This window comes from Nostoc sp. 'Peltigera membranacea cyanobiont' 210A (assembly GCF_002246015.1).
GTDB lineage: Bacteria > Cyanobacteriota > Cyanobacteriia > Cyanobacteriales > Nostocaceae > Nostoc.
Genome location: NZ_NOLJ01000007.1, coordinates 253,506 through 279,622, shown reverse-complemented (window position 1 = coordinate 279,622; position 26,117 = coordinate 253,506). Strand labels below are relative to the sequence as shown.

Sequence of the window (26,117 nt, the reverse complement as noted above, 5' to 3'; positions counted from 1 at the left end):
GAAATAACCAATGCCCAATGCCCCATGCCTCATGCCAAATACCAAATACCCAAAGCCCAATTTTTAAACTATGTTTGTTGACTTCTTTATTAAGCGGCCAATTTTTGCGTCGGTATGTGCGATCCTCATCCTTCTAATAGGATTAATCAGTATTGCAACATTGCCGATCGCTAGGTTCCCAGAAATTAGTCCCACCCAAATCACCGTCACTTCCAACTATAGCGGAGCTAGTGCAGAAGTCGTAGAAAGCGGCGTTACCAATATCTTAGAAAGGCAAATCAACGGGGTTGAGGGACTCAGATATCTGACTTCTAGCAGTAGTAACGATGGTACGAGTACCATTACAGCCACCTTTGATTCCTCACGGGATAAAGATATTGCGGCTGTGGATGTGCAAAATCGTGTTTCTGTTGCCCAGCCGCAACTACCAGAGAGTGTGCAACGCACGGGAGTGCGGGTATCAAAAGAGTCTAGCAACATTCTCTTAGCAATTGGTTTATACCCTGAAAATAAAGAGTACGACAATATATTCTTAAGTAACTATGCTGACCTTTATTTAGCAGATGCTTTAAAAAGAGTTAAAGGCGTGAGCAACGCTCAAATTTTTGGTGAACGCCGCTACGCAATGCGTTTGTGGTTAGATCCGAGTCGCCTTGCTAGTCGGAGACTCACGACTAAAGATGTAGCGAATGCCCTATCCGAACAAAACTTGCAAGTTGGTGCAGGCAGAATTGGACAAGAACCGGCTCCTGAAGGACAAAGGTATCAACTTGATGTGCGTGCTGTCAGCCGATTAACAGAACCATCAGAATTTGAAGAAATTGTCCTCAAAACTGAAGGTGATGGCACATTAGTTAAGCTCAAAGATGTGGGTAGAGCAGAACTGGGTGCAGAAAACTACAGTTCATTTCTGCGATTTGGTGGTAAGGATGCTGTCGGTTTAGGGATTTATCAAGTTCCTGGCAGTAATGCCTTGGATGTGGCTAAGGGAGTCAAAGCCGAATTAAAGCGATTAGCTCCGAGTTTTCCCCCAGGGCTGAAATATGAGGTAGCTTTTGACACGACATCCTTTGTAGAAGAGTCCTTGGCAGAAGTGGTCAAGACTTTGATTGAATCGGTGGTGCTGGTTGTAATTGTAATTTTTGTGTTCTTGCAGGACTGGCGAACTACCTTAATTCCAGCGTTGACAATTCCACTTTCCTTAATTGGGACATTTGCCTTCGTCAAAGTTTTTAACTTTTCCTTGAATAGTTTGACTTTGTTTGGTCTAACTTTAGGATCTGGGATGGTGGTAGACGATGCGATCGTTATAGTGGAGCAAATTAGCCGCTTTATTAAGGATAAAGGTATAAGTCCTCGCCGAGCCGCCAGCGAATCAATGGCGGAACTGTTTGGGGCGGTGATTGCAACTTCACTGGTATTGATGGCGGTGTTTATACCAGTGGCATTTTTTCCAGGAACTACAGGCGCACTTTATAAGCAATTTGCTCTTACTATTGCCTTTTCCATTGCGATTTCGACTTTTTTGGCTTTGACTCTGACACCTTCTTTGTGTGGGGTGTTGCTGCGTCAAGGACAAACACCTTCAGGCTGGCTGGGTTGGATTTTTGGCCACATTAATCGCTTTCTCGACTGGGCACAGCATAATTATAAGCGATCGCTGAATTTTCTCACCCGCTTCAAAAGTGTCATTATCGGGTTGTTTATCGTCTCCTTGGGTATGACTGCTTGGCTGTACACCACAGTACCAACCGCCTTTCTACCCGATGAAGACGAAGGCTACTTCATCACAATTATCCAAGGGCCTCAAGGAGTTTCGCTGCAATATACCAGCGATGTGATTGCAGAGGTAGAAAAAGAAATTCTCCAAATTCCAGAAGTACTGGGGACTTTTGCGATCGGAGGATTTGGTTTTAGTGGTAGCACAGCTAACAGTGGCATCATATTTACAACTTTAAAATCTTGGGACGAGCGCTCAAAACCCAATCAATCAGTACAGGCGATTATTGGCAGCTTGCAAGGGAAGTTATTGGCAATCCCAGAAGCCAGGGTATTTCCTGTGAATCCGCCACCAATTCAGGGTTTAGGCAACTTTGGTGGCTTTGTCTTTCAACTGCAAGACCGCAGAGGTAACAGTGGCTTACAAAATCTAGTCCAGTCAATGGGTCAGTTGCTAGGTCGCGCCAATCAAACACCAGGATTACAGGCTGTATTTAGTACATTTGCCGCAGATACACCACAATTACTTGTGGAAGTAGACCGCAATAAAGCCAAAGCATTGCAAGTTTCCATAGATGATGTCTTCAGTACATTACAAACTGCTTTGGGATCGCAATATGTGAATGATTTCAATCTCCAGCAGCGCAATTACCGAGTATATATTCAAGCAGATCAACAGTTTCGGTCCAACCCAAAAGATATTGGCAAACTATACGTTCGTTCTCAAAAAAATCAAATGATTCCTTTGAGTAACTTAGTCACAGTTACTTCGACGGTGGGAGCGCAAACGATAAATCACTACAATCTGTTCCGCTCAATTGAAATTAATGGTGCTGCCGCCCCTGGCTCTAGTTCTGGAGACGCAATTAAAGCAATGGAACAAGTTGCTAAAGAAGTTTTACCAGCAGGTTATGGTTATGAATGGTCAGGAACTGCATTAGAAGAAATAGATTCTGGTAGTTTAGCACCCCTGATCTTTGGATTAGGATTAATCTTTGTGTTTTTGGTACTAGCCGCTCAATACGAGAACTATGTTGACCCCTTTATCATTCTGTTATCAGTTCCCTTAGCTATCTTCGGAGCGCTCATAGCTCAATCAATGCGGGGCTTTGCTAATGATGTTTACTGTCAAATTGGTCTAGTAATGTTGATCGGTTTAGCTAGTAAGAACGCGATTTTGATTGTGGAATTTGCTAACCAATTACGAGAGCAAGGTCTTTCAATTACTAAAGCAGTAATTGAGGCTTCACAAGAACGGTTACGTCCAATTTTGATGACTGGCTTTTCTACACTTTTAGGGATTTTTCCGTTAGCTGTTGCTACAGGTGCTGGTGCAGGAAGTCGGCAATCTTTGGGAACAGCAGTTTTTGGTGGGATGTTAATCGCTACTTTCTTGAGTTTGTTTGTCGTCCCGATTTTGTATATCGTGATTAAAACGACAACAGAGCAATTTATCAAACCAAATCGGCATCAAGAAGTACCAGTAGAAGCAGTGTCATTGAATGGTAGCACTGCTGTATATTCAAAAAAAGCTGAGGATTGATTATCTTTCGTTATCGATTGAAGCAAATGAATTTAGGGACTTGCAAAAATTCTACAAGGCCCTCAAAATTTCCATGTGGGCATGATAACAAACCAGAATGTATAGTACGAATGTACGCTGAAATCAAGACAATGGTAACAATAGCAGTCAATCCCTATCTCGATGGCAATTTTGCTCCAGTCCATGAAGAAATTACCACCGACAAATTGCCAGTCATCGGTGAATTACCGCTTGACCTATCAGGGATGTTTGTGCGGAATGGCCCTAACCCTCAATGGACGCCTATCGCTCAATATCATTGGTTTGATGGGGATGGGATGTTGCATGGTGTGCAAATTAGCAACGGCATAGCCACTTATCGTAACCGCTATGTCCAGACAGCCGGATGGAAAAAAGAACGAGAAGCGGGTAAAGCTATCTGGAGTGGGTTGTTAGAACCACCACAGATGGATAATCCTTACGGTGCTTACAAAAATACTGCCAATACTGCCTTAGTGTGGCACGCTGGTCAAATGTTGGCGCTGAACGAGGGAGGTAAACCTCATGCCATTAAACTGCCTGAATTAGAAAGCATTGGCGAGTACACCTACAATGGCAAGCTGGTTTCTGCCTTCACAGCGCATCCCAAGGTAGACCCCGTTACAGGGGAAATGATCTTCTTTGGCTATTCTCTGTTTGCGCCACCGTATCTGAAATATAGTGTGGTCTCAGCACAAGGCGAATTGTTGCGGACAGTGCCAATTGAACTGCCAATAGGCGTGATGATGCACGATTTTGCCATCACTGAAAACTACACAATTTTCATGGATTTGCCACTGACTTTTAACCCAGAGAGATCGCAACGGGGAGAACCTATAATGATGTTTGAGCGCGATCGCTCTAGTCGTTTCGGTATCGTACCACGTCACGGTGACAACAGTAATATCCGCTGGTTTGAAAGTCCTGCTTGCTACGTCTTTCATACCCTCAACGCTTACGAAGAGGGAGACGAAGTAGTGCTGATTGCGTGTCGCATGAGTTCTACAACTGTTTTGAGTTCTGATGATTCGCAACCCGATCCAAACGCAAATATTCCCCGTTTGCATCGCTGGCGATTTAACCTCAGCACGGGGACAGTACGTGAAGAAATGCTGGATGATGTCGCTTCGGAATTTCCCCGCGTCAACGAAAACCGATTGGGGCGACAAAACCGATATGGCTACACTAACAAAGCGGCAAACAGTCCCGTACCTTTATTTGACGGTATCATCAAATACGACTTCAGCAATGGAAAATCCCAAATACATGAATTTGGACAGGGACGCTATAGCGGTGAAACTGTGTTTGCGCCGCGTCCTGGTGCAACGGCTGAGGATGATGGTTGGCTGATGACTTTCGTCCACGATGAGAATTCAAACACTTCAGAATTAGTAGTGCTGAATGCTCAAGATGTGATGGCTAAACCTGTAGCGCGGGTGATAATTCCCCAACGAGTGCCTTATGGGTTTCATGGTGCTTGGTTTGCCAAAGAATAGCAAATGGGTAGTTAGAAATCGCGTCTACACAGACGAAACCCGCTTAGGCGGGTTTCAAATTCTTTGGCAGGTGAACTTGCTTTGTGTAACCGCGATTTCTAATCTCCAGGTAGAATCCTCTCTATTGCCGATCGCAAATTATTTTTCCCTATACCCCCCAGCGTAGTCAATCACGCAGATTGTTCTATATGATTTGTGAGTTCCATAAGCAACACCAGAGACTTTAAAAGCACCATTAAAAATGTTTTTTCGATGGCCGCGATCGCGCACACCATCATCAATAATTAACTGCATAACGATATCTTGAGCGCTGTTTGGCCCATAACTGATATTTTCGCCTGCGGTTGTTTGCCATGTACCATAGCGGTTGATGCGAGTAAATGGGTTGCTACCATCACTACCATCGTGACCTATAGCACCTTTTGGGCCTTGGTCTTTTACGTGGTCTTTTGCTCCTAAAGACATACCTTTAGATGCACTCAATGCTCCTATAGGACGTGCTGATTTGAGAAATGCGATCGCCTCATCAACTGCTTTAACTCCTTCTTGAGTTCGCAGATAAGTATTATTAGAAATTTTGACTCGGTTCCCCTCAAAGCGCTTTCTATAGTTTTCCAGAATTGGGAGGTATGCTTTAGGATTTGTTCTTACCTTATTTGTTTCAACAATTACCTGTTGTTCTAACGATGAAAGGTAACTCGCTTTTGCTAATAAAGTTGGACTAGTTTGTTCAACTACTGCTGGGTTAGAGTTGGCTACAGACGGGTTAGATTGAAACAGTTGATCTGAGCAGCCAAATATTAAGGTAATTGGCAAAAATACCCAAAAATTTATGCGACGCATCGATTACCTCACAATTTTTCTATGGATTAATTTAGTGAATTAGAAGAAATAAGAATTTTAAACGCACAGATAAGTCTGTAGACGCTTCTGCCGTTAGAAACAATATCAGGAATTAAGTGAGTTCGCTAAAGAAAGCGCAGATTAACGCGCCAATAATATTGATAAAGTTGCGATTGCCTTTGTTCCTAAAGTGTTATAAATCTATCACTTAACACCTGTTGTAACATTACAAACACTAAAACGTAAATAAGAACAAAAATCTTTTTTATACTTTCAGAAACCAGCGTTGCCGATACATCAGAAAACCAACAGCCCACCACAACAACACGGTGACTAAGGCAAATAACAGGGAACCATTCAGCACTCCCGCCCAAGATGCGAAAAAATTCTGGTAAATCCAATTGTAGGTACTGGGAGCGTCTTTGCCAGTACCAATAGTAGTTTTGACTAAAATTTTAATTAACAAAACCGATGCAACGAAAAGAGCGATCGCATTTAAGCCCATAATTTCAAAAGGTTTACTCCAGCGACGCATCAGCCGTACTTCGATAAGTTCATAACAAGCTGCTAGTAATAGTAACGCCCAACCTGTTGTAAATACTACATAAGAACTTGTCCACAACTTTTTGTTAATTGGGAATGTCCACCCCCATGCCCAACCGATAATTAAGCAACCGACTCCAAATAATCCTAAACCGATACTTGTACGTGACTGTACAGGTTGACTGCGTATCCATTGACCTGTGAAGTAGCCAGCGAGGACGCTTACTATCGCGGGAATAGTACTGAAAAGGCCTTCTGGATCTCCCATAAAGTTGAAACCATCACCCTTGTATAAATGTGCTTTGGGAATAATCAGGCGGTCAACATAAGCGCCGAAATTACCTTCTCGCGTCAAAACTCCCGCACCATATTCTGGCACTGCTACATATATCATCGTTAGCCAGTAGCCAATGAGTAGAACTGCTGCTAATATCCATTGACCTTTGCGCGGAAGGTTGAGAACAGCTAGAGAAGCCAGCAGATAGGTAAGGCTGATGCGCTGCAACACTCCCATAATGCGGATACTACTCAAATCAAAAGTCCAAATACCTTGATTCCAAAAGCCATTTAGTAGTAAACCGAAAGCAAATAGAATGGCGGCGCGGCGTAATATCCGCCAGTAAACAACTGAGGTTGGTTTATTGCCTTCGCTGTATTTTGACAGCGAGAAAGTCATCGCTACACCGACAATGAAGAGAAAGAAGGGAAATACCAAGTCCGTTGGTGTGCAGCCGTGCCAATCGGCGTGGGCTAAGGGAGGATATACATCATCTGCGACACCCGCCATATTAACGAGAATCATTCCAGCAATGGTAATGCCGCGAAAAACATCCAGTGAAGTCAGGCGCATAAGCGGAATTTTATGTTACATGAGTATCTAAAGTACTCCGCTTGATGCAGGTAAGCAAGCAAAATTTATAGGTCTACTTACCAAATATAGTTTTTCATCAAGGTTCCTGCCTATAGTATCTTGTACCAAATTAGAAGTAGGCGATCGCATCCAGACCACAGTTTTAGCTATCCAAAAAGGATTGGTAGTACCAGAACTGTTAATAAAGCTAGATATACTCAAATTTCAATCAATCTCTCCATCGTTATTTAAGTAAAAATGCAGTTGTATTGTCACTAGGCTTAGTATAAATTGCTATAAACAAAAGCTGTGATAAAAAAAACAGCTAACTTTACTCAAGGCGTGCTTGCTTATATAAAAACTAAAAATATCGCGGTTTTGTCTCATTAGATAAAAGGTTTAATTACCGATTTAATTTGGGAATGAAAGCGAATGCAGAGTCATTCACTTTCTATTTTGTTCTGCACGATAAATATTACTAAGACAAAGCTCATAAATTGTATTTAAGGAATAATAATTATGATAAAACAGCCAGAAAATTATCATCCTAAAACCAGAAACAAGTCTACTATAAAATTAATAGATGCAAGCACAAATATTGTTTTTATAGATCCAAAAGTTATAGATTACCAAAGCTTAATGGCTGGTATCACACTCGGTAGTGAAGTTGTTATTCTTGATGCCAATAGAGACGGGTTAGCACAAATCACCGACTTTCTAGCAAAACGTCAATCCAATTCAGTTCAATCAATTCACATTGTTTCCCACGGAAGTGTGGGGAGTTTGCAACTAGGGTCAATCAACTTCAACCTTAGCAATCTGGATAGCTACAAAAATCAGTTACAAAAGTGGGCAAGTGCTTTAACTGATAAAGCTGACATCCTACTTTATGGCTGTGATGTAGCCAGCGGTGAAGGCACAAAATTTGTACAGCAGATTAGCCAAATTACTGGAGCAGATGTTGCCGCTTCCACTGACAAAACCGGAAGTGCAGCTTTAGGTGGCGACTGGGATTTAGAAGTGAAGACAGGGAAAATTGAGGCTTCCCTGGCATTTCGACCTGAAGTAATACAGGCTTACCAATCGATTTTGCCAGCTACTTTTACTGGCACATACTCTCAAAACTTTAACTCATTAGCTATTTCTGGAACACCAGCTTGGGTTAATGATTCAACTATTTCGGGCTGGTATTCTACGAGAACAACTTACAGCCCTGGTACTGGCAGTAATAACACAGGTGGATTGTACAGTTTTGGTAGTGCTAATAACCCAGACCGGGCACTTGGTTCTCTAGCTTCTGGTACTACAGGAACTATTTATTATGGGTTGCGCCTCCAAAACAACACAGGTTTAGCAATTACTAAGTTGCAAGTAAGTTACACAGGTGAACAATGGCGTAATGGTGGTAATACATCACAGCAACAGTTGAAATTCAGTTATCAAACTGGGTCAACTATCACAAGTTTAACAACAGGAACATGGACGCCTGTCACCTCGCTAGATTTCACCGGGCCAATTGCAACTGCAACCGTGGGTGCCCTGAATGGGAATTTGATTGCCAATCGAGTTGTTATAACGCCTGTAATATTTAATCTAGCGACCCCAATTGCTAACGGTGAAGAGATTATATTGCGTTGGGAAGATATAGATGATGGAAGCAACGATCATGGTTTAGCCATTGACGATGTATCTATCAAAGTAGAGAACACCACCTACATAGTAACTAACATCAATGACAGTGGTACTGGCTCGTTAAGGCAAGCTCTTATCAATGCCAATAACGATCCAGGGATTGAGACAATTATCTTTGATCCGACTGGGATATTCGGTGATGCTACCCCCGACACTATTACCCTCACTTCTGGGGAATTGAATATCACTGAAGGAGTGATCATTCAAGGAACTGGGGCGAATAAACTCACCATTAGTGGTAACAATACTTCCCGTATTTTTAATGCTAGTGCCTCGCTATCAATTGATGGATTGAAGATAACTGAGGGAAATGCAGGCAGTAGCAACGGTGGCGGCATTTACAGCACTAGTAGTGTCACAGTCAGCAATAGTAATCTTTCTGGCAACATAGCGACCCTTGGAGGAGGCATCTACAGCACTAGTAGTGTCACAGCTAGTAATAGCACTATTTCTGGCAACACAGCGAACACTAATGGCGGCGGCATCTACAGCACTAGTAGTGTCACAGCTAGTAATAGCACTATTTCTGGCAACACAGCGAACACTAATGGCGGCGGCATCTACAGCACCATTACCACACTTACTAATAGCACTGTTTCCAGTAACACCGTAAAAGTCAACGGCGGCGGTATCTATTCTGGCGGTGGCACCGTAAGTAATAGCACTATATTTGGCAACACCGCTGATAGCGATAACAATAACACAGGTAATGGTGGCGGCATTTATAGATCTGCTGGTACTTGGAGCATCAGCAATAGCATCATTGCTGGCAATATTGATTTAAGTAATAATGCACCCGATGTCTATGGTAGCAACTTCAATGGTAATGCTTACAACCTGATTGGCAAAATTGCTGGTAAAATATCGGGGACTTTGGGTACGGGTACAGATATTATTAACCCCAACCCCGGACTCAAACCGTTAGGAGATTACGGTGGTTCTACACAAACTCATGCTCTATACTTTAACAGTCCTGCCAGGAATGCTGGCGATCCGGCTTACAATGGTAGCTTAAATACCGACCAACGCGGCACAGATTTTAACCGTATTGAAAGCGGCAGAATTGACATTGGAGCATTTGAATATGTGCTTCCAAAAGTCAACTTTGGTGCTGCTACGTACAATACAACAGAAGATAGTACCGCCACTACAGTAACTATTTCTGTTACCTTAAATGCCTCTCCTGAAACGGCTGTCACAATTCCTATTGTCGTCAAAAACAGTAGTACGGCGACTAGTGGCAACGATTACACTTTTTCCCCCACTACCATCTCCTTTACTGCTGGGGCAACAGGTGCAAATTTAACACAGCTAATTACTTTTACTATTAACCCAGACGATTTACCTGAGAATGCAGAAACAGTTGTACTCAACTTCGGCACGCTAACAGGGGCTGATTTGGGGACAATAACTGAAACTACTCTAACTATTGCTGCTAATGATGCGATTCAATATGCAATTTCCACTCCCACTTCAACTTTAACTGAAGGTAATAGCGGTACTCAAGCTATTACCTTCACGGCTACTCGCAGTGGTGGTATTGGCGTGGCTAGCACCGTAGATTATGCTTTTGGTGGTGCGGCAACTTTTGGCAGTGACTATAGCAATATTCAGGTTACGGGTGGAGGAACTGCTGCATCTGGGACTTTAAGCTTCGCTGTTGGGGAAACCACAAAGACAATTACAGCTAATGTTTTGGGTGACAACATATTTGAACTCAATGAAGACATTACTGTTATCCTGAGTAACCCCAGCCTCATAACTGGAGCGCCAAATTCCACAATTACTAACAGTTCGGCTACAGTAAACATCATTAACGATGATAGCCAACCAACTATCAGCATCTCAGATGTCTCAGTTACTGAAGGCAACACAGGTACAACAACTAACGCTAACTTTACTATCAGTCTTTCTAATCCCAGTTCTCAGCAGGTTACTGTAAATTACAACACGAGTGATGGCACTGCTAACGCTACTGACTCTGATTACAATTCTGCTTTAGGGACGATTACTTTTAATCCTGGCGAAACCAGTAAAACTCTTAGCATTGGTGTTCTAGGCGATAACAAATTTGAAACTGACGAGACATTTTCTGTCAATCTTTTGGGTGCGACAAATGCCACGATCGCAGATAGTTTAGCAGTTGCTACCATCATCAACGATGATAACCAACCAACTATCAGCATCTCGGATGTCTCAGTTTCTGAAGGCAATACAGGCACAACAACTAATGCTAACTTTATCGTCACTCTCTCCAATCCTAGTTATCAGCAAGTTACTGTAAATTACAACACGAGTGATGGTACTGCTCAAGTTGCTGACTCTGATTACAACTCTGCTTCTGGGACGATTACTTTCAATCCTGGGGAAACGAGCAAAGTTATTAGCATTGGTGTCATCGGTGATAACAAAGCTGAAACCAACGAGACATTTTCTGTTAATCTTTCGGCTGCGACAAATGCCGCGATCGCAGATAATTTAGCAGTTAGTACCATCATTGATGATGACAACCAACCAACTATCAGTATCTCAGATGTCTCTGTTACTGAAGGCAATACAGCTACTACAACTAATGCTAACTTTACTATCAGTCTTTCTAATCCTAGTTCTCAACAGATTACTGTAAATTACAACACGAGTGATGGTACTGCTCAAGTTGCTGACTCTGATTACAACTCTGCTTTAGGGACAATTACTTTCAATCCTGGGGAAACGAGCAAAGTTATTAGTATTGGCGTCATCGGCGATAACCAAACTGAAACTGACGAGACATTCTCTGTCAATCTTTCGGCTGCAACAAATGCCGCGATCGCAGATAGTTTAGGAGTTGCTACCATCATCAACGATGATAACCAACCAACTATTACTATCTCAGATGTCTCTGTTACTGAAGACAACACAGGTACAACAACTAACGCTAACTTTACTATCAGTCTTTCTAATCCCAGTTCTCAGCAGGTTACTGTAAATTACAACACGAGTGATAGTACTGCTAATGCTGCTGACTCTGATTACAACTCTGCTTTAGGAACGATTACTTTCAATCCTGGCGAAACTAGTAAAACTCTTAGCATTGGTGTTCTAGGCGATAACAAATTTGAAACTGACGAGACATTTTCCGTCAATCTTTTGGGTGCAACAAATGCCGCGATCGCAGACAGTTTAGGAGTTGGTACTATCATCAACGATGATAACCAACCAACTATCAGCATCTCGGATGTCTCAATTGCTGAAGGTAACATAGGCACAACAAGTAATGCTAACTTTACTATCAGTCTCTCCAATCCTAGTTATCAGCAGGTTACTGTAAATTACAACACGAGTGATGGCACTGCCCAAATTGCTGACTCTGATTACAACTCTGATTCAGGAACGATTATTTTTGCTCCTGGCGAAACTAGCAAAACTCTTAGTATTGGCGTCATAGGCGATAACCAAAGTGAAGCCAACGAGACATTTTCTGTCAATCTTTCAGGCGCGACAAATGCCGCGATCGCAGATAGTTTAGGAGTTGCTACCATCATTGATGATGACAACCCAACAACTGTCAGTATCTCGGATGTCTCAATTGCTGAAGGTAACACAGGCACAACAACTAATGCTAACTTTATCGTCACTCTCTCCGCACCGAGTTTACAGCAGGTTACTGTAAATTACAACACTAGTGATGGCACTGCGAAAACTTCTGACTCTGATTACAACTCTGCTTCCGGGACAATCGTTTTCAATCCTGGCGAAACCACCAAAACTCTTGGCATTGGTGTCATCGGTGATAATAAAGCTGAAACCAACGAGACATTTTCTGTTAATCTCTTCGGCGCTACAAACACTACGATTACTGATAGCTTGGGAGTGGCTACTATCACAAATGATGATGCTCCCCCCACCATTAGCATTGCAGATGTATTAGTCAAAGAAGGCACAACAGGAATGATAACTAATGCCAATTTTGTCGTCACTCTCTCGAATGAATTTTATCAACGGGTGATTGTAAATTACAGTACGAGTGATGGTACTGCTAAAGAATCTGACTCGGATTACAATTTTGGGCTGGGGACAATTATTTTTGACTATGGCGAAACCAGCAAAGTTATTAGTATTGGCGTCAGAGGTGATAATAAAGTTGAACCCAATGAAACATTTTTTGTCAATATCTATGGTGCAGCAAATGCCACATTTAATAATAACCAAGGAGTTGGCACAATCAAGAATGATGACTAATCGTTATTGAGCAGAACATTAGCGATCGCTGCAATTATCCCAGCCCAGAGTAGGCGTTGGGATAATACTTGTATTATAAGTTGCGGCTTGTTAATTTTTGCGCCCATTTTCTCGTATGAAAAGTATTATATATAACAAAAAGTATACTTAGCTAACCTTGGCTAGCATTTTACAATCCAGGATTAAGCCATTCCCAAAAAAATTTATCCTAAAATCAAATATTCAGTAAAATTACGTATGCGGATTGAAGTCTTCTCAATGAATAGTAGAATTAGCCCATACAGGAGAAGACTGTGACGCTCTTAAATGAAGCTCAAGTAGAGCAACTAAAGGAAATAACCACACGCTTGCGACAAGTAAGACAAGAAAAATCTATCCGCATAGAAGAAATAGCCTCTCAGACAATGCTTCGAGTAGGTATTTTGCAAGCGTTAGAAGAAGATCGATTTGAAGAATTGCCTGAGCCGATTTTTCTGCAAGGATTCATCCGTCGTTATGGAGATGCTTTAGGGCTGGATGGAAATGCTTTATCGTACAGCCTTATAAGCAATGTTGTCTGTCAAGATTCTAAAAATGCTCACCACAATTCAGACAACAAACAAAATACATACATACCTCTTGTTCTGACCTATATTTTATTATTGGTCGGTGCATCTGCTGGTCTTCTTCATATACTTAATCCACAGCTTACAGCTGAATCGCTGACTCCAGAAGATAATAATCAACAGTCAATAGTCAGTAATCAGACTAACAAATGACCAAAAAAGCAGAAAGAGTGGAGAGACGCGATTAATCGCGTCTCTAATGAGTAGAGGAGAAGAATTAAGAACCAATGACAAATGACCAATGACAATTTTCAAGATATTTGCGGTTTACGCAGATGCCAAGTAGTAGATTGCTCATAAGCATAAGCTACCTGAAACAGTAGGTCTTCTCGCAGAACATTGCCAATTAGCTGTAATCCTATCGGTAGCCCCTGTTCGTCAAAACCACATGGCAAACTTAAACTGGGTAAACCAGCAAGATTCACAGGAATAGTCATCAAGTCAGTTAAATACATACTCAAGGGGTCAGTAGTTTTTTCCCCTGCTTTGAATGCTGTAGTGGGAGATGTGGGACAAACTAACACATCAACCGCGCCAAAAGCCTTTTCAAAGTCTTGTTTAATCAAAGTACGGACTTTTTGCGCTTTCAGGTAGTAAGCGTCATAATAGCCAGCCGAAAGGGCGTAAGTGCCAATCATAATCCGGCGTTTTACTTCTGTACCAAAACCAGCAGCACGGGTACGAGTGTACATTGATAGCAGATTATCGGCATCAGGAGCGCGATACCCATATTTCACGCCATCGTAACGAGCCAGGTTTGCTGATGCTTCGGATGGGGCGATGATGTAGTAGGTGGGTAAGCCATAGCGAAAGCGGGGACAAGAAATTATATGAATTTCCGCTCCCAAGCTTTGTAGTTGATCTACTGCTTTGGTAACAGCTTGTTCCACTACAGGGTCTAAACCTTCACCAAAAGTTTCTTTAATGATACCAATTCTCAGCTGACCTCTGGGTTTGAAGTTTGGTTTTAAGCTAGCAGCATAGTTGGGAATGGCAACTTTTAGGCTAGTAGAGTCTTTGGGATCGTAACCTGCGATCGCACTTAATAATATTGCCGCATCTTCTACTGTGTTTCCAAATGGCCCAATTTGATCCAAAGACGAAGCGTAAGCCACCAAACCATAACGAGAAACCAAACCATAAGTGGGTTTCATCCCCACCACACCACAAAAAGATGCAGGTTGGCGAATCGAACCGCCAGTATCAGAACCGAGAGCAACTACACATTCTTGGGCAGACACCGCCGCCGCCGAACCCCCTGAAGAACCACCTGGAACTCGTGACAAATCCCAAGGATTAGCCGTGACTTGATAGGCAGAGTTTTCTGTGGAACTACCCATTGCAAACTCATCCAAGTTGGTTTTGCCTACCATTACCGCCCCAGCATCTGCCAGTTTTTGCGTCGCCGTTGATTCATAAGGCGGCACAAAATTTTCCAAAATCCGGGAGGCGCAGGTGGTAGGAACTCCCTTGGTACACATATTGTCCTTGATACCCACAGGAATGCCCGCTAGCAGCCCAATTTCTTCTCCTGCTGCAATTTTGGCATCCACAGCACCCGCCTGCTCTAATGCCCGATCTGCCGTCACACATAAAAAGCTGTGCAATTTCGGCTCTAACGCTTGAATGCGCTCTAAAGCTTCTTGGGTAATTTCAACGGCAGAACGTTCTTTTTTAACCAGCTGTTGGTGCAACTCGCGGATGGATGCCATGATTGCTCTCTTTGTGACTCAAATCACTGATTCTAGTACATATTGGTCGATATTGGGTATTGGTTATTGGGTATTGGGCAATTGCTTATTCTCCTCTGCTTGCCATTCTCCATTCATCTGACTAAGCGGATTATGCGGATTAATATGTATTGAAATGTGTTTAATACGTTTTTAAAAACAGCAAATACATGGCTATCAACCATCTATTGAATAGTTTGCCAAAGTTTTCATCTATATTGACTACTTTTGTGTAAGAGTATAGCAGTGTTTTCTAGTGATATAATTTTGTATTACAACCTTATTAATACTACAAATTTCATAATTTTATCAATTACACAAAATTTTTCGAGGTAAGGTAGGATGATAAAAATAGCCACACGTAAATATTTAGGCAAACAAAATGTTTATGACATTGGGGTTGAACGTGACCACAATTTTGCGATCAAAAATGGCTTAATAGCTTCTAATTGTTTCAATAAATCTCATTCCACTGCCTATGGTTATGTAACTTATCAAACAGCATATTTAAAAGCTAATTACCCATTGGAATATATGGCGGCACTGTTAACGGCTAACAGTGGTGATACCGATAAGGTACAGCGATATATTACTAACTGTACAAATATGGGGATTTCCATAGATCCGCCAGATATAAATCGTTCTGGTGTTGATTTTACGCCGACGGCAGGCAAGATTCTGTTTGGATTTTCGGCAGTGCGTAACGTGGGACAAAATGCGATCGCTTGTATTTTGGAAGCGAGAAATGAGACAGGAGAGTTTAAATCACTCGCTGATTTTTGCGATCGCGTGGATTTGCGTGCTGTTAACCGCCGAACTCTGGAGTCGTTAATTTACTGTGGAGCCTTTGACAAAATTGAATCCAACCGCCAACAGTTAATTAACGACTCAGAATTAGTGTATGATTGGGCACAATCGCGTGCGAAAGATAGAGCTAGTGGTCAAGGGAATCTATTTGATTTATTGGGCGACGGCTTCTCTTCGGCTCAGAATAAAAGAGCAAGTAATGCCTTTGAAACTGCTCCAAAATCTAAACCTATAATGGATTTTACCGCCCAGGAAAAGTTGCAAAAGGAGAAAGAATTACTAGGATTTTATGTATCAGATCATCCCCTGAAATCCTTACGACAAATAGCACCACTTTTGACACCAATTAACCTTTCGCAACTGGCAGATCAAAGAGAAGAAACGAGGCTTTGTGCAGTTGTGATGTTAAATAACGTGAAAAAAGTGGTGACGAAAAAAGGCGATCAGATGGCAATCTTGCAAATAGAAGACCTAACTACACAATCAGAAGCTGTAGTTTTTCCGAAAACTTACGAACGCATTAGTTCCATACTCCAAGTTGATACTAGATTGATTATTTGGGGAAAAGTAGATCGACGTGACGAGCAAACTCAATTTATTCTTGAAGATGCAGAGCCAGTGGAAACAGTACAAATGGTGATGGTGGAATTAAATCCACAACAAGCAGGTAATATGGAAGACTTACATCGCTTGAAAACAATTTTGCAAGAGCATTCAGTAGACAAAGAAAAGGCAAAAATGCCAGTGATTGGAATTATCCAAACTGAAACTTCTCGTAAACTTGTTCGCTTAGGTTGGCAATTTTGTGTACAAGATTCTAGAATTACCGTTCAAGCTTTGCAAAATGCCAGTTTTCCTGCTCATATAAAATCGCTGACTGGTAGCTGAGGCCAGGAGTCAAAAATCCACCAATACTGAAAAGCAACTTAAAAATTCGTTTGATTGAACTGTCAACAGTACATTGCCTTAAGTATCTAGGATTTTAATCGTTTTTTTAGTTACTTATGCGGATGATAATTTCCTTGAGAGAGTGGTATCTTTTGATGCTAATACCCTTAAGGCTGCGACTGGGGGAAGGAGTTAAAACTTGATGATCGTCAACGAGCTACATAGATTTGTTTCATACTGTAAAAAAATTCAACCCCAAACTCACGATGACATTCAAAAATTTTTTGAAGGAGTAATCTTGTTTCCTTATGATAAGGAACTTCTATTGCAAGCTTATTTGTTTCTAAATATTAAAGAATTGTTCCCCTCGTGCGCTGAATTGCTGTTATTTGAAAAGTCTCCAATTTCAGATTATACAGATTTAGGAAAGTGTGATTTTGTCTTCCTAACCTTTAAAGGTAGTCTCTTTTTAATTGAAACTAAGTTTATTGATACAGAAGCAACTGGAGCAACAGAACGAAAAAGAAGAAATAAGCATAGAAACAAGGTATTTGAGCAAGTTATTACTTTAAAAGGTAGATTTAGCGAATATTGGAGTATGAGGCTAGATCAATTAGAGTGTGGGGTTTTCACAACAGATGCAGAAGTTGCTTGGCGAGGAAATGGTGTGAATGTCACATCTAAATCGATATCTATAGATAAGCTCGAACAATGGCGAAGAAGTTATCACAGTAGTGAAAAATTTTTATCTCATCAAGATGGATCAAAGTTTGAGGAGAAGGTGAATTTGAAAGGTTGAACTAAGACCCAAATATAGTTATTACAGTGAATGGTGTATGGGGCATAAAAGTAATTAACAATGCCACATACACCAACCCAGAGAAATTATCTGGGTTTTTCTTCCCATCAATCTTTACTGCCAAACATAGATAAGGACAAACAAAATAATCCAGATAACATCGACGAAGTGCCAAAACAATGAAGTTGCATTGACGCCGAAGTGACCTGTATCGTAGTTTCCAGGGATGAAAGAACGTACCAAAATTATTAACTGCAACAGGATACCAGTGAAAACGTGCAAACCGTGGAAGCCTGTAAGCAGATAGAAGGTTCCACCAAATACCCCAGAGGTGAAACCAAAGGCGAGGCCGTTCCATTCAATCGCCTGTCCAACTAAAAAGTAAGTTCCCATCGCCATTGTTGCCAAGAGAAACAGGCGAAATTTTACTAAGTCGTGGCGTTGAAGGGCGCGTTCTGCTAAGTAAATTACAAAGCTACTAGCAACAAGAATTACTGTGTTGATTGCTGGTTCTTTTATTTCTAGTCCAGAAACACCTGCTGGTAGCCAGTTAGGTGTTGTTGTTTTGTAGATGGCATATCCGATGAAAAAACTTAAGAAAATGACGCTTTCTGAGAGGAGGAAGACGATGAAGCCAAACATTTTGTTGCCTTCTTCATCGTGGCTGTGTTCTGCGGCTGTGTGGGGCAATTCGTGGGAATTGATATAGCTGTCCATTTTGGTTTTTGAGGGGGAGTTTGAAACGCATAGGCACTTTGCCTTCCCGCAGGGTAGGTACGCAAAGGGAAGCGCAGAGGTACGCGGAGGGTTTTTGCGTCTTCCCGATAGTTTGCGTTTATTCTGGGAGGTTGGCTGTTAAGGGTTCTGATTTGCCGTAGCCGTAGGGTTCGGAGATGATGATGGGAGTTTCTTCAAAGTTTTCTACTGGGGGGGGTGAAGAAACTAACCACTCTAGTCCGATTGCTCGCCAAGGGTTAGCGGGTGCTTTCTCGCCTTGCATCCAAGAAATCACCATGTTGAATATGAAGGGCAAGGTGGACATTCCTAAGAGAAATCCACCGAGGCTGGCGATGATGTTCCAGAATTGATACTCTGGGGCGTAGGAAGCAACTCGGCGTAACATTCCTTGCAATCCCAAGGGGTGCATGGGCAAAAAGTTGAGGTTTGTGCCGATGAAGGCTAACCAAAAGTGGATTTTACCCCAGCTTTCTGAGTACATCCTTCCGGTCATTTTAGGGAACCAGTGATAGATGGCTGCAAATAAGCCCATTGTCACGGTGCCGTAGAGGACGTAGTGGAAGTGTCCGACTACAAAGTAGGTATTGTTAACGTGGACATCAACGGGCACGGAGGAGAGCATAATGCCTGTGATTCCGGCGAAGACAAACATGACTAATGCACCCAAGGCAAACAGCATGGCGGTATTTAGCCGCAGTTTACCGCCCCAAATAGTTGCTACCCAAGCAAATACTTTAATTCCTGTGGGGACAGATACACACATCGTTGTCAGCATGAAAATCAACCGCATCCAGCCAGGAGTACCGCTGACGTACATGTGGTGTACCCAAACAATACCGCTGACTACGGCAATCAAGATAGATGAAATGGCAACTACTTTGTAACCAAATAGGGGTTTACGTGAATAAACTGGGAAAATTTCTGAGAAAATGCCGAAGATGGGCAAAATAATCACGTAAACGGCTGGGTGGGAGTAGAACCAGAAGTAATGCTGAAACATTACTGGATTCCCACCTTTGGCGGGGTCGAAAAAGGCAGTGCCAGCTGTGAGGTCAAGTAGCAGCATCACCGCGCCAGCTGTCAGTGCAGGAAGTCCAAATAGTTGGATGATTTGGGCGCTAAACACTGCCCAGACAAACAAGGGCATCCGAAAAAAGCCCATTCCTGGGGCCCGCATCTTCACAATTGTGGTGACAAAGTTCACTGCCCCCATAATCGAGGATACGCCGGATATTGCCACTGCTAACAGCCAGAGAACTTGACCATTAATTAAGTTACCTGTGGGATTCTGGAGACTGACTGGCGGGTAAGACCACCAACCGGCTTGGGCTGGGCCTCCAGGGACAAAGAAGCTACCCATCATCAAAATCCCAACTACTGGTACCATCCAAAAGGCGACGGCATTCAGGCGGGGAAATGCCATATCTCGCGCCCCAATCATCAGGGGTACTAAATAGTTGGCAAAACCAACCAGTGAGGGAAATGTCCACAAAAACAGCATCACGGTGCCGTGCATGGTGAACATCCCGTTGTAGACGGTGCGATCGACTAAATCTGATTCGGGTGTCATCAGTTCTCCCCGCATCACCATCGCAAATATACCGCCGACAAGAAAAAAGAAAAATGAGGTAACGAGATACTGGATACCAATAACTTTATGGTCGGTACTAAAGCTGAAGTATTCTTTCCAGCTACTCGGAGATTCGTGGTTAGGCTTCTCATCAGGGAGAAGGATACCTTCAATAGGAACATTAGTCATGGTTACTTTCCTTTCAACCAGGAGAATTGACTAGAGGAGGTGCAGCAGGTGGAACTGTAACCCAACCTGTTTGGACTGATTGATTGGATGTTTGAGCATACTCAGAAGCCGCTTGATTCTTTGCTGGGGATGGCTTTTGAGTTGCAGCTTGTGCCAGCCACTGCTGATAATCTTCAGGAGATTCGACGACTACATTCGCTTGCATCGTCGCAAAGTATGTACCGCTGTATTGAGAATCGGTTAATCGGTATTTGCCGGGGCGGATGGGAGTAAATTCAAAGTCGATCGCGTGGTTAGGAATAATATCCTGCTTGAGGCGAAATGCAGGTATATAAAAGCCGTGCAAAACATCCTGTGATTTCAGCGCTAAACGTATCCGGCGATCGCTTGGTAAATGCAATTCGGTACTGGTAATATCTCTTTCTGGGTAATGAAAAACCCACGCCCACTGTTTAGCTAGTACGTCGATTTTCTCAACGGGTTCTGCTAAGGCTTTAGCTGGTGCTGCATAAGCTGATTCCATTGCCAGCGGATTATGCAGATGAACTATTTCCGATGGGCCTTGAATTCCCATTTGTTCGTAAACTTGGTAGCTGTAGCTTGCAATCCAAAACACCAAGAGAATTGGGATTGCTGTCCAGACAACTTCTAAGGCGACGTTACCTTCTATCGGGGGGCCATCAGTGAAGTCATCTTTGACTGCCCGATGGAAGATGACAGAATACATCAGAGTACTTGTTACTCCCAAGAAGATGAAGGCACCGAGGGTTACTAAGAAGCTAATCAAATCATCAATGAGTAGGGATTCGGCTGCTGCTTGAGGAGGAAGCCAGGAGTAAGCCTGCTTGCCGATCCAGAGACTCATAGAAGTCACTGCGATCGCGCCTGTAAGCAGCGTCAAAATATTTAAAATCTTCTGGATTTTCATGGTCATTAGTCATTAGTCATTAGTCATTGGTCATTGGTCATTGGTCATTAGTCATTGGTCATTGGTCATTAGTCATTGGTCATTGGTCATTGGTCATTGGTTAGTAACTTTAAATAAATGACAAAGGACAAAGGACAATTGACTAATGACTCATTTGAGTGTTGTGTTGAGGTCTTGGTGCGATCGCAGCAAATTATCTGCTGTATTGTGTACGCCAAACTCGGCAGCCATTTGCGCCCCTAGTGTCCCGTGGACGTACAGAATGAACATGACTGCTATGCCTGCCAACAGATAGATCCATTGCACTTCTCTATCTGTCTGTTTATATTCTTGTTTGGCCCAAACGAAGCGCTGCCATGCTCTCCAGATGGTCAAGACAACAATCAGCGCTAATAAGAACACCCCACCTACACCATGCCAAAGCATAGTTTCCATTGCCTGCAATCCCCAGGCACTTTTCATATCAGCCGGTGGTGTTGCCAACAGCATTTCGTAAAAGCCTGCTGCCACTGTGAAAAATGTGATGATGCTGGCAGCTAGCATGTTGTACCAGCCAACATCAAATAAGTTGTCACGTTCCACAGTAATTGCTAAATATTTGAAGACCCATTTTTCAAAGGGGAACAGAACACCAACAATATCAAAGGTCATTCCAATGATGAACAAACCTATTGTCAGATGGACTAAGTTGGGATGAATGGGAATCGTGTAAGGTAATCCGTTTGCGCCTAGAGAGCCGCTTAATTGGTCAATTAATTCTGAGTTCATCGCAACAGACCATCCTTTACTGCTTCCACAACTGGCACTGTATGCAATCCATACACCCAAACAAGTTCATCTCCGAGATATACTTGTAAGCCAACTATTAAGGTTAAAACTAGTCCGGCTCCCAAATAATAAATCGGTATTTTTTTCGGATTGTGGGCACGAATTACATAGCGCCAAGCTGTTATCGCTGTGATAATTCCCGAAAGCGACCAGCCAATTAGCGTATGCAAATTCAGCACCGATTTAGCTAGGCTGTAAGGCTGTGCTAATCCCGCTTCAAACTGACCAAAAATGATCGCGACGAAGATGGCGATCGTGGCAACTAACATATTCCACCAACTCACCTCAAAAAGACCGGATTTACCAGTAAAATAGCCAATTACATCGCAGAAGAAGGAAAACAACACCATCGCAATTACGAAGTGGACAACGATGGGATGAATCGTATCTGGATAGGGCAAATTGTGGTCGTTCAAGGATGTCAAATACTCAATCATCGTCTTCTCCTGGACATATCTACCGCACTTTGGTCAATAAATTTTGGATTTTGGATTGGCGATCGCGCAGTCTTAGCGAGCGTCTTTTAGATTTATTCCGTCCCAGACGAGATATAAACTAGAAGACCCTAATCAAAAATCTAAAATCGCTAGTCAAACTTCAATAATTGATGGACACTCACTAACATCACCACAAGTATCCATCCATAATTGATCGAATTCTGTTCAATATCTGCGCGGTGCAATATGCTTAATCATGTCTTAGCTTTTTGTAGCCAAATTTGGTTAAATTGCCTACATGGAATAATTTTTGTTTTGATTCATTTCCTTATGCCAATAGTCTGCAACAGCAATTCTTGATGTAGCTAAATCAAATCGCTGTCGTTTGTTGATTTGCTTAACCTATCCTTTAGCTTAAGTAAATTTTTATGAATTGTCAAAACAATAAATATTAAACTTTTAAAAGTTAGTCTACAAACAAAAAATTATTTTCACAATGTATTTATTTTTGCACTTTTTTAAATATAAAAAACTCGAAATTGAATATTTGTCTGTAAGGTATTTCACAATAATAAAATATTGGTTTGTGATGCAAATAACAAAAATATTTGAACTACTCAAAAAGCCCCTTAAAAAAAGAAAAGTAAGAAATCAAGGTTAAGTCAGAACTCAGAAATATAGTTTATTGCAACAGGTTGGCTTTTTTCTCTGATATTATTTTCATAATTCTTTCATTTTTAACTTACTTCTGCTAAAGTGAGACAAAAGTGAGAAGATTATGAAATTACTATAATGAAATTTAATATCAATAACTTTCAGATGCAACTACCGCAGCACGGACAAAAATTGGTTGTAGCGTCTGTGCTGCTATTGGGACTGTGTTTGAGTGGGTGTAGCCCGTCAACCTCCAATTCTCAATCACAGTTAACTCCAAACTCAAGCACAACTAGCACCAGCAACCTAGATAAAAAAGGTAAAAAAGTGGTTCTTACCACCTTTACAGTTATTGCAGATATGGCGCAAAACGTGGCGGGAGACAAGGCGATTGTTGAATCTTTGACCAAACCAGGGGCGGAAATTCATGGTTACGAACCAACTCCTAGCGATTTGGTGAGGGCACAAAAAGCAGACTTAATTTTGAATAATGGTCTAAATTTAGAGCGTTGGGCACAGAAATTATATAACAGCGTTCCTAATGTACCTCACGTTACCCTAAGTGAGGGAATTAAGCCTGTAGAAATTACGGAGGATGCCTACAAAGGGAAACCTAATCCCCATGCTTGGATGTCACCACAAAATGCCTTGATTTACGTAGATAATATTCGCAAGGCATTGGTTAATTTAGACTCAGCGAATGCAGAGACTTATAACACCAATGCCAAAGCATACAGCCAAAAGATTAAGGAAGTTGACGAGAAACTGCGAAAAGCCGTGTCAGTAGTTCCAGCAGACAAGCGCTACATGGTAAGCTGTGAAGGCGCTTTCTCATACGTCACCCGCGATTATGGCTTGAAAGAAGCTTATCTCTGGGCAGTCAACTCTGAACAACAAGCTACTCCCAAACAGCTAGAAAAAGTCATTGATATAGTTAAAAAAAATAAGATACCTGTAGTTTTCTGTGAAAGTACAGTCAATGATGGAGCGCAACGTCAGGTAGCTAGAGAATCGGGAGCAAGGTTTGGTGGAGTGTTTTATGTTGATTCCCTCTCTCCAGCAAATGGGCCAGCACCAACTTATCTCAAGTTGCTAGAACTTAATATTAATACTCTAACTCAGGGATTAGAGGAAAAGTGAGCAAGTATGCAAGAATAAATTTAATTATTTAAAATTAGCTTGTAGTAAGGACTTTAGTCCTGTTTTGTTCTCTAGAAAACGTTAAGTATTCGCAAAAAAGGCTGGAGCCGCTCATTACAAACTAATGATTAATCTTAGAGGTGATTTTTAGTGAAATCTATTAGTATTGATGTCGAAAATCTGACAGTTGCTTACCACGGCAAAGTTGCTTTACATGGTGCTTCTTTGCGAATTCAAGCAGGTTCAATTAGTGGTTTAGTGGGGATGAATGGTAGTGGTAAATCAACCCTGTTTAAGGCGATTATGGGTTTTTTGAAGCCAGTTACAGGACGGGTTTTGATTAATGGTTTACCCATAAAAGCTGTACAGAAAAAAAGCTTGGTTGCTTATGTACCACAGTCGGAAGAAGTAGACTGGAATTTTCCAGTAAGTGTCCATGATGTGGTGATGATGGGACGCTACGGATACATGAATATACTGCGAATTCCGTCGGCGAACGATCAAAGAGTGGTGAGGGAAAGTTTAGAGAGAGTACAAATGTGGTCGATGCGCGATCGCCAAATTGGAGAACTCTCTGGCGGACAGAAAAAACGTGCCTTTCTCGCCCGTGCTTTAGCACAAAAAGGAACAGTTTTACTATTAGATGAACCTTTCACTGGGGTAGACATCAAAACAGAAAAAGCGATGATTGATTTATTGCTGGAATTGCGAGAAGAAGGTCATACAATTTTAATTTCTACCCATGATTTAGCATCTATCACTACTTTTTGTGACCAAGTAGTACTCATTAATCGTACTATTTTAGCTTATGGTGATACATCAGAAGTCTTCACAGAAGAAAATCTATCACGCACTTTTGGCGGTTCTCTGGGAGATTTATCCCTCAGCAAAAGCCAGATAATCCGCAGAAATCAAAATGAATCTGATTAATCACTAATTAATATTGTTAAAAATATGAATACTCTTGCATTCTTAGACTGGTTAACCACACCCCTACAGCATGAATTCATGGTGAAGGCAATTTGTGTAAGTGCCTTAGTTGGGGTGGTCTGTTCTGTTTTATCTTGTTTTATGACCCTCAAAGGTTGGGCATTGATGGGAGATGCTGTTTCCCATGCGGTAATGCCTGGAGTTGTAATTGCTTATGTTTTAAATATCCCTTTTGCTGTAGGCGCTTTTGTCTTTGGAGTGGGTTCAGTTATTGCGATCGGTTATATCAAAGCAAAGACGAGAATTAAAGAAGATACTGTCATCGGACTTGTATTTACAGGATTTTTCGCTTTGGGTTTGGTACTAGTTTCTAAAACTCCAAGCAGCGTAGACTTGACGCACATTTTATTTGGGAATGTCTTGGGTATTTCTAATGAAGACATTATCCAAACAGTTATTATTAGCATAATTACTTTAGTAACAATAGCTGTTTTACGCAAAGACTTACTATTATTTTGTTTTGACCCCACTCATGCACGTTCCATTGGCTTGAATACAGGTGTACTACACTATATTTTACTATCATTACTCTCGCTAACTGCTGTCGCCGGACTCCAGACTGTGGGAATAATTCTGGTTGTAGCGATGTTAGTTACTCCGGGAGCAACAGCTTATTTATTAACAGACCGTTTCGACCACATGATACTAATTGCAATGGCATCGGGTGTATTTTCTAGTGTTATGGGGACTTACATCAGCTATCATATCGATGGTGCAACTGGGGGTTGTATAGTGGTGTTACAAACCTTGTTGTTTGTTATAGCAATGATTTTTGCACCTAAACATGGGTTACTGGTAAGAGCAAAGAAGCAAGAAAACACTGACTGATTGAATATGAAAGAGCCTTTGCTATTCACGTAACCCCCATTCCGCAGGTGTGAGGGCGAAA

The 26,117-nt window shown here is 41.9% G+C and carries 18 protein-coding genes; 9 read left to right on the top strand and 9 right to left on the bottom strand.

The annotated features are described in order from the left end of the window. Positions 1 to 70: 70 nt before the first annotated feature. Positions 71 to 3,262, top strand: coding sequence for an efflux RND transporter permease subunit (locus tag CDG76_RS23245; protein ID WP_094351278.1), 3,192 nt, complete (start codon positions 71 to 73; stop codon positions 3,260 to 3,262). Between the two features lie 131 nt (positions 3,263 to 3,393). Continuing rightward, positions 3,394 to 4,776 carry a carotenoid oxygenase family protein gene (locus CDG76_RS23240; RefSeq protein ID WP_094351496.1) on the top strand — a complete coding sequence of 461 codons (1,383 nt, stop codon included), beginning with the start codon at positions 3,394 to 3,396 and terminating at the stop codon, positions 4,774 to 4,776. A gap of 138 nt (positions 4,777 to 4,914) precedes the next feature. On the opposite strand, the gene CDG76_RS23235 is transcribed toward CDG76_RS23240, so the two are convergent. The 3 genes from CDG76_RS23235 to CDG76_RS38545 all read right to left on the bottom strand — a co-directional run bounded on the left by CDG76_RS23235 (position 4,915) and on the right by CDG76_RS38545 (position 7,234). Next, on the bottom strand, positions 4,915 to 5,619 hold the full coding sequence (locus CDG76_RS23235; protein ID WP_094351277.1) for a CAP domain-containing protein: 705 nt from the start codon (positions 5,617 to 5,619) through the stop codon (positions 4,915 to 4,917). Between the two features lie 265 nt (positions 5,620 to 5,884). Next, positions 5,885 to 7,012: an acyltransferase family protein gene (locus tag CDG76_RS23230; RefSeq protein WP_094351276.1), complete on the bottom strand. Its 1,128-nt coding sequence runs from the start codon at positions 7,010 to 7,012 to the stop codon at positions 5,885 to 5,887. A gap of 27 nt (positions 7,013 to 7,039) precedes the next feature. Continuing rightward, positions 7,040 to 7,234 carry a hypothetical protein gene (locus tag CDG76_RS38545; RefSeq protein WP_223265341.1) on the bottom strand — a complete coding sequence of 65 codons (195 nt, stop codon included), beginning with the start codon at positions 7,232 to 7,234 and terminating at the stop codon, positions 7,040 to 7,042. A 297-nt stretch (positions 7,235 to 7,531) separates the two neighbouring features. Here CDG76_RS38545 and CDG76_RS23225 point away from each other — a divergent pair, with 297 nt between their 5' ends. After that, on the top strand, positions 7,532 to 12,925 hold the full coding sequence (locus CDG76_RS23225) for a Calx-beta domain-containing protein (RefSeq protein ID WP_094351275.1): 5,394 nt from the start codon (positions 7,532 to 7,534) through the stop codon (positions 12,923 to 12,925). Positions 12,926 to 13,218: 293 nt separating this feature from the next. Beyond that, positions 13,219 to 13,683, top strand: coding sequence for a helix-turn-helix domain-containing protein (locus CDG76_RS23220; RefSeq protein ID WP_094351274.1), 465 nt, complete (start codon positions 13,219 to 13,221; stop codon positions 13,681 to 13,683). A gap of 98 nt (positions 13,684 to 13,781) precedes the next feature. On the opposite strand, the gene gatA is transcribed toward CDG76_RS23220, so the two are convergent. After that, a complete protein-coding gene (gene gatA, locus CDG76_RS23215; protein ID WP_094351273.1) occupies positions 13,782 to 15,242 on the bottom strand; it encodes an Asp-tRNA(Asn)/Glu-tRNA(Gln) amidotransferase subunit GatA in 1,461 nt (486 codons plus the stop codon). A gap of 360 nt (positions 15,243 to 15,602) precedes the next feature. Between gatA and CDG76_RS23210 the strand changes: the two genes are divergently transcribed. Continuing rightward, entirely contained in the window at positions 15,603 to 16,955 is a 1,353-nt protein-coding gene (locus CDG76_RS23210; RefSeq protein WP_094351272.1) for a helix-hairpin-helix domain-containing protein, read from the top strand. Between the two features lie 202 nt (positions 16,956 to 17,157). Next, positions 17,158 to 17,754: a hypothetical protein gene (locus CDG76_RS23205; RefSeq protein WP_094351271.1), complete on the top strand. Its 597-nt coding sequence runs from the start codon at positions 17,158 to 17,160 to the stop codon at positions 17,752 to 17,754. Positions 17,755 to 17,868: 114 nt separating this feature from the next. Here the strand turns inward: CDG76_RS23205 and CDG76_RS23200 are convergent, their stop codons facing one another. The 5 genes from CDG76_RS23200 to CDG76_RS23180 all read right to left on the bottom strand — a co-directional run bounded on the left by CDG76_RS23200 (position 17,869) and on the right by CDG76_RS23180 (position 22,444). Beyond that, positions 17,869 to 18,471: a cytochrome c oxidase subunit 3 gene (locus CDG76_RS23200; protein WP_094351270.1), complete on the bottom strand. Its 603-nt coding sequence runs from the start codon at positions 18,469 to 18,471 to the stop codon at positions 17,869 to 17,871. A 118-nt stretch (positions 18,472 to 18,589) separates the two neighbouring features. Continuing rightward, complete coding sequence (gene ctaD, locus CDG76_RS23195; RefSeq protein WP_094351269.1) at positions 18,590 to 20,251, bottom strand: cytochrome c oxidase subunit I; 1,662 nt, start codon at positions 20,249 to 20,251, stop codon at positions 18,590 to 18,592. 13 nt (positions 20,252 to 20,264) lie between these two features. Then, a complete protein-coding gene (locus CDG76_RS23190; protein WP_094351268.1) occupies positions 20,265 to 21,179 on the bottom strand; it encodes a cytochrome c oxidase subunit II in 915 nt (304 codons plus the stop codon). Positions 21,180 to 21,329: 150 nt separating this feature from the next. Then, positions 21,330 to 21,947, bottom strand: coding sequence for a DUF2231 domain-containing protein (locus tag CDG76_RS23185; RefSeq protein WP_094351267.1), 618 nt, complete (start codon positions 21,945 to 21,947; stop codon positions 21,330 to 21,332). Further along, positions 21,944 to 22,444 carry a DUF2231 domain-containing protein gene (locus CDG76_RS23180; RefSeq protein WP_094351266.1) on the bottom strand — a complete coding sequence of 167 codons (501 nt, stop codon included), beginning with the start codon at positions 22,442 to 22,444 and terminating at the stop codon, positions 21,944 to 21,946. The genes CDG76_RS23185 and CDG76_RS23180 overlap by 4 nt, the downstream gene beginning before the upstream one ends. A 792-nt stretch (positions 22,445 to 23,236) precedes the next feature. Between CDG76_RS23180 and CDG76_RS23175 the strand changes: the two genes are divergently transcribed. From CDG76_RS23175 to CDG76_RS23165, 3 genes are all read left to right on the top strand, one after another. Beyond that, positions 23,237 to 24,238, top strand: a complete 1,002-nt coding sequence (locus CDG76_RS23175) for a metal ABC transporter substrate-binding protein (RefSeq protein ID WP_094351265.1) — start codon at positions 23,237 to 23,239, stop codon at positions 24,236 to 24,238. A gap of 150 nt (positions 24,239 to 24,388) precedes the next feature. Further along, a complete protein-coding gene (locus tag CDG76_RS23170) occupies positions 24,389 to 25,168 on the top strand; it encodes a metal ABC transporter ATP-binding protein (RefSeq protein ID WP_094351264.1) in 780 nt (259 codons plus the stop codon). Positions 25,169 to 25,192: 24 nt separating this feature from the next. Continuing rightward, entirely contained in the window at positions 25,193 to 26,056 is an 864-nt protein-coding gene (locus CDG76_RS23165; RefSeq protein WP_094351263.1) for a metal ABC transporter permease, read from the top strand. Positions 26,057 to 26,117 lie beyond the last annotated feature (61 nt).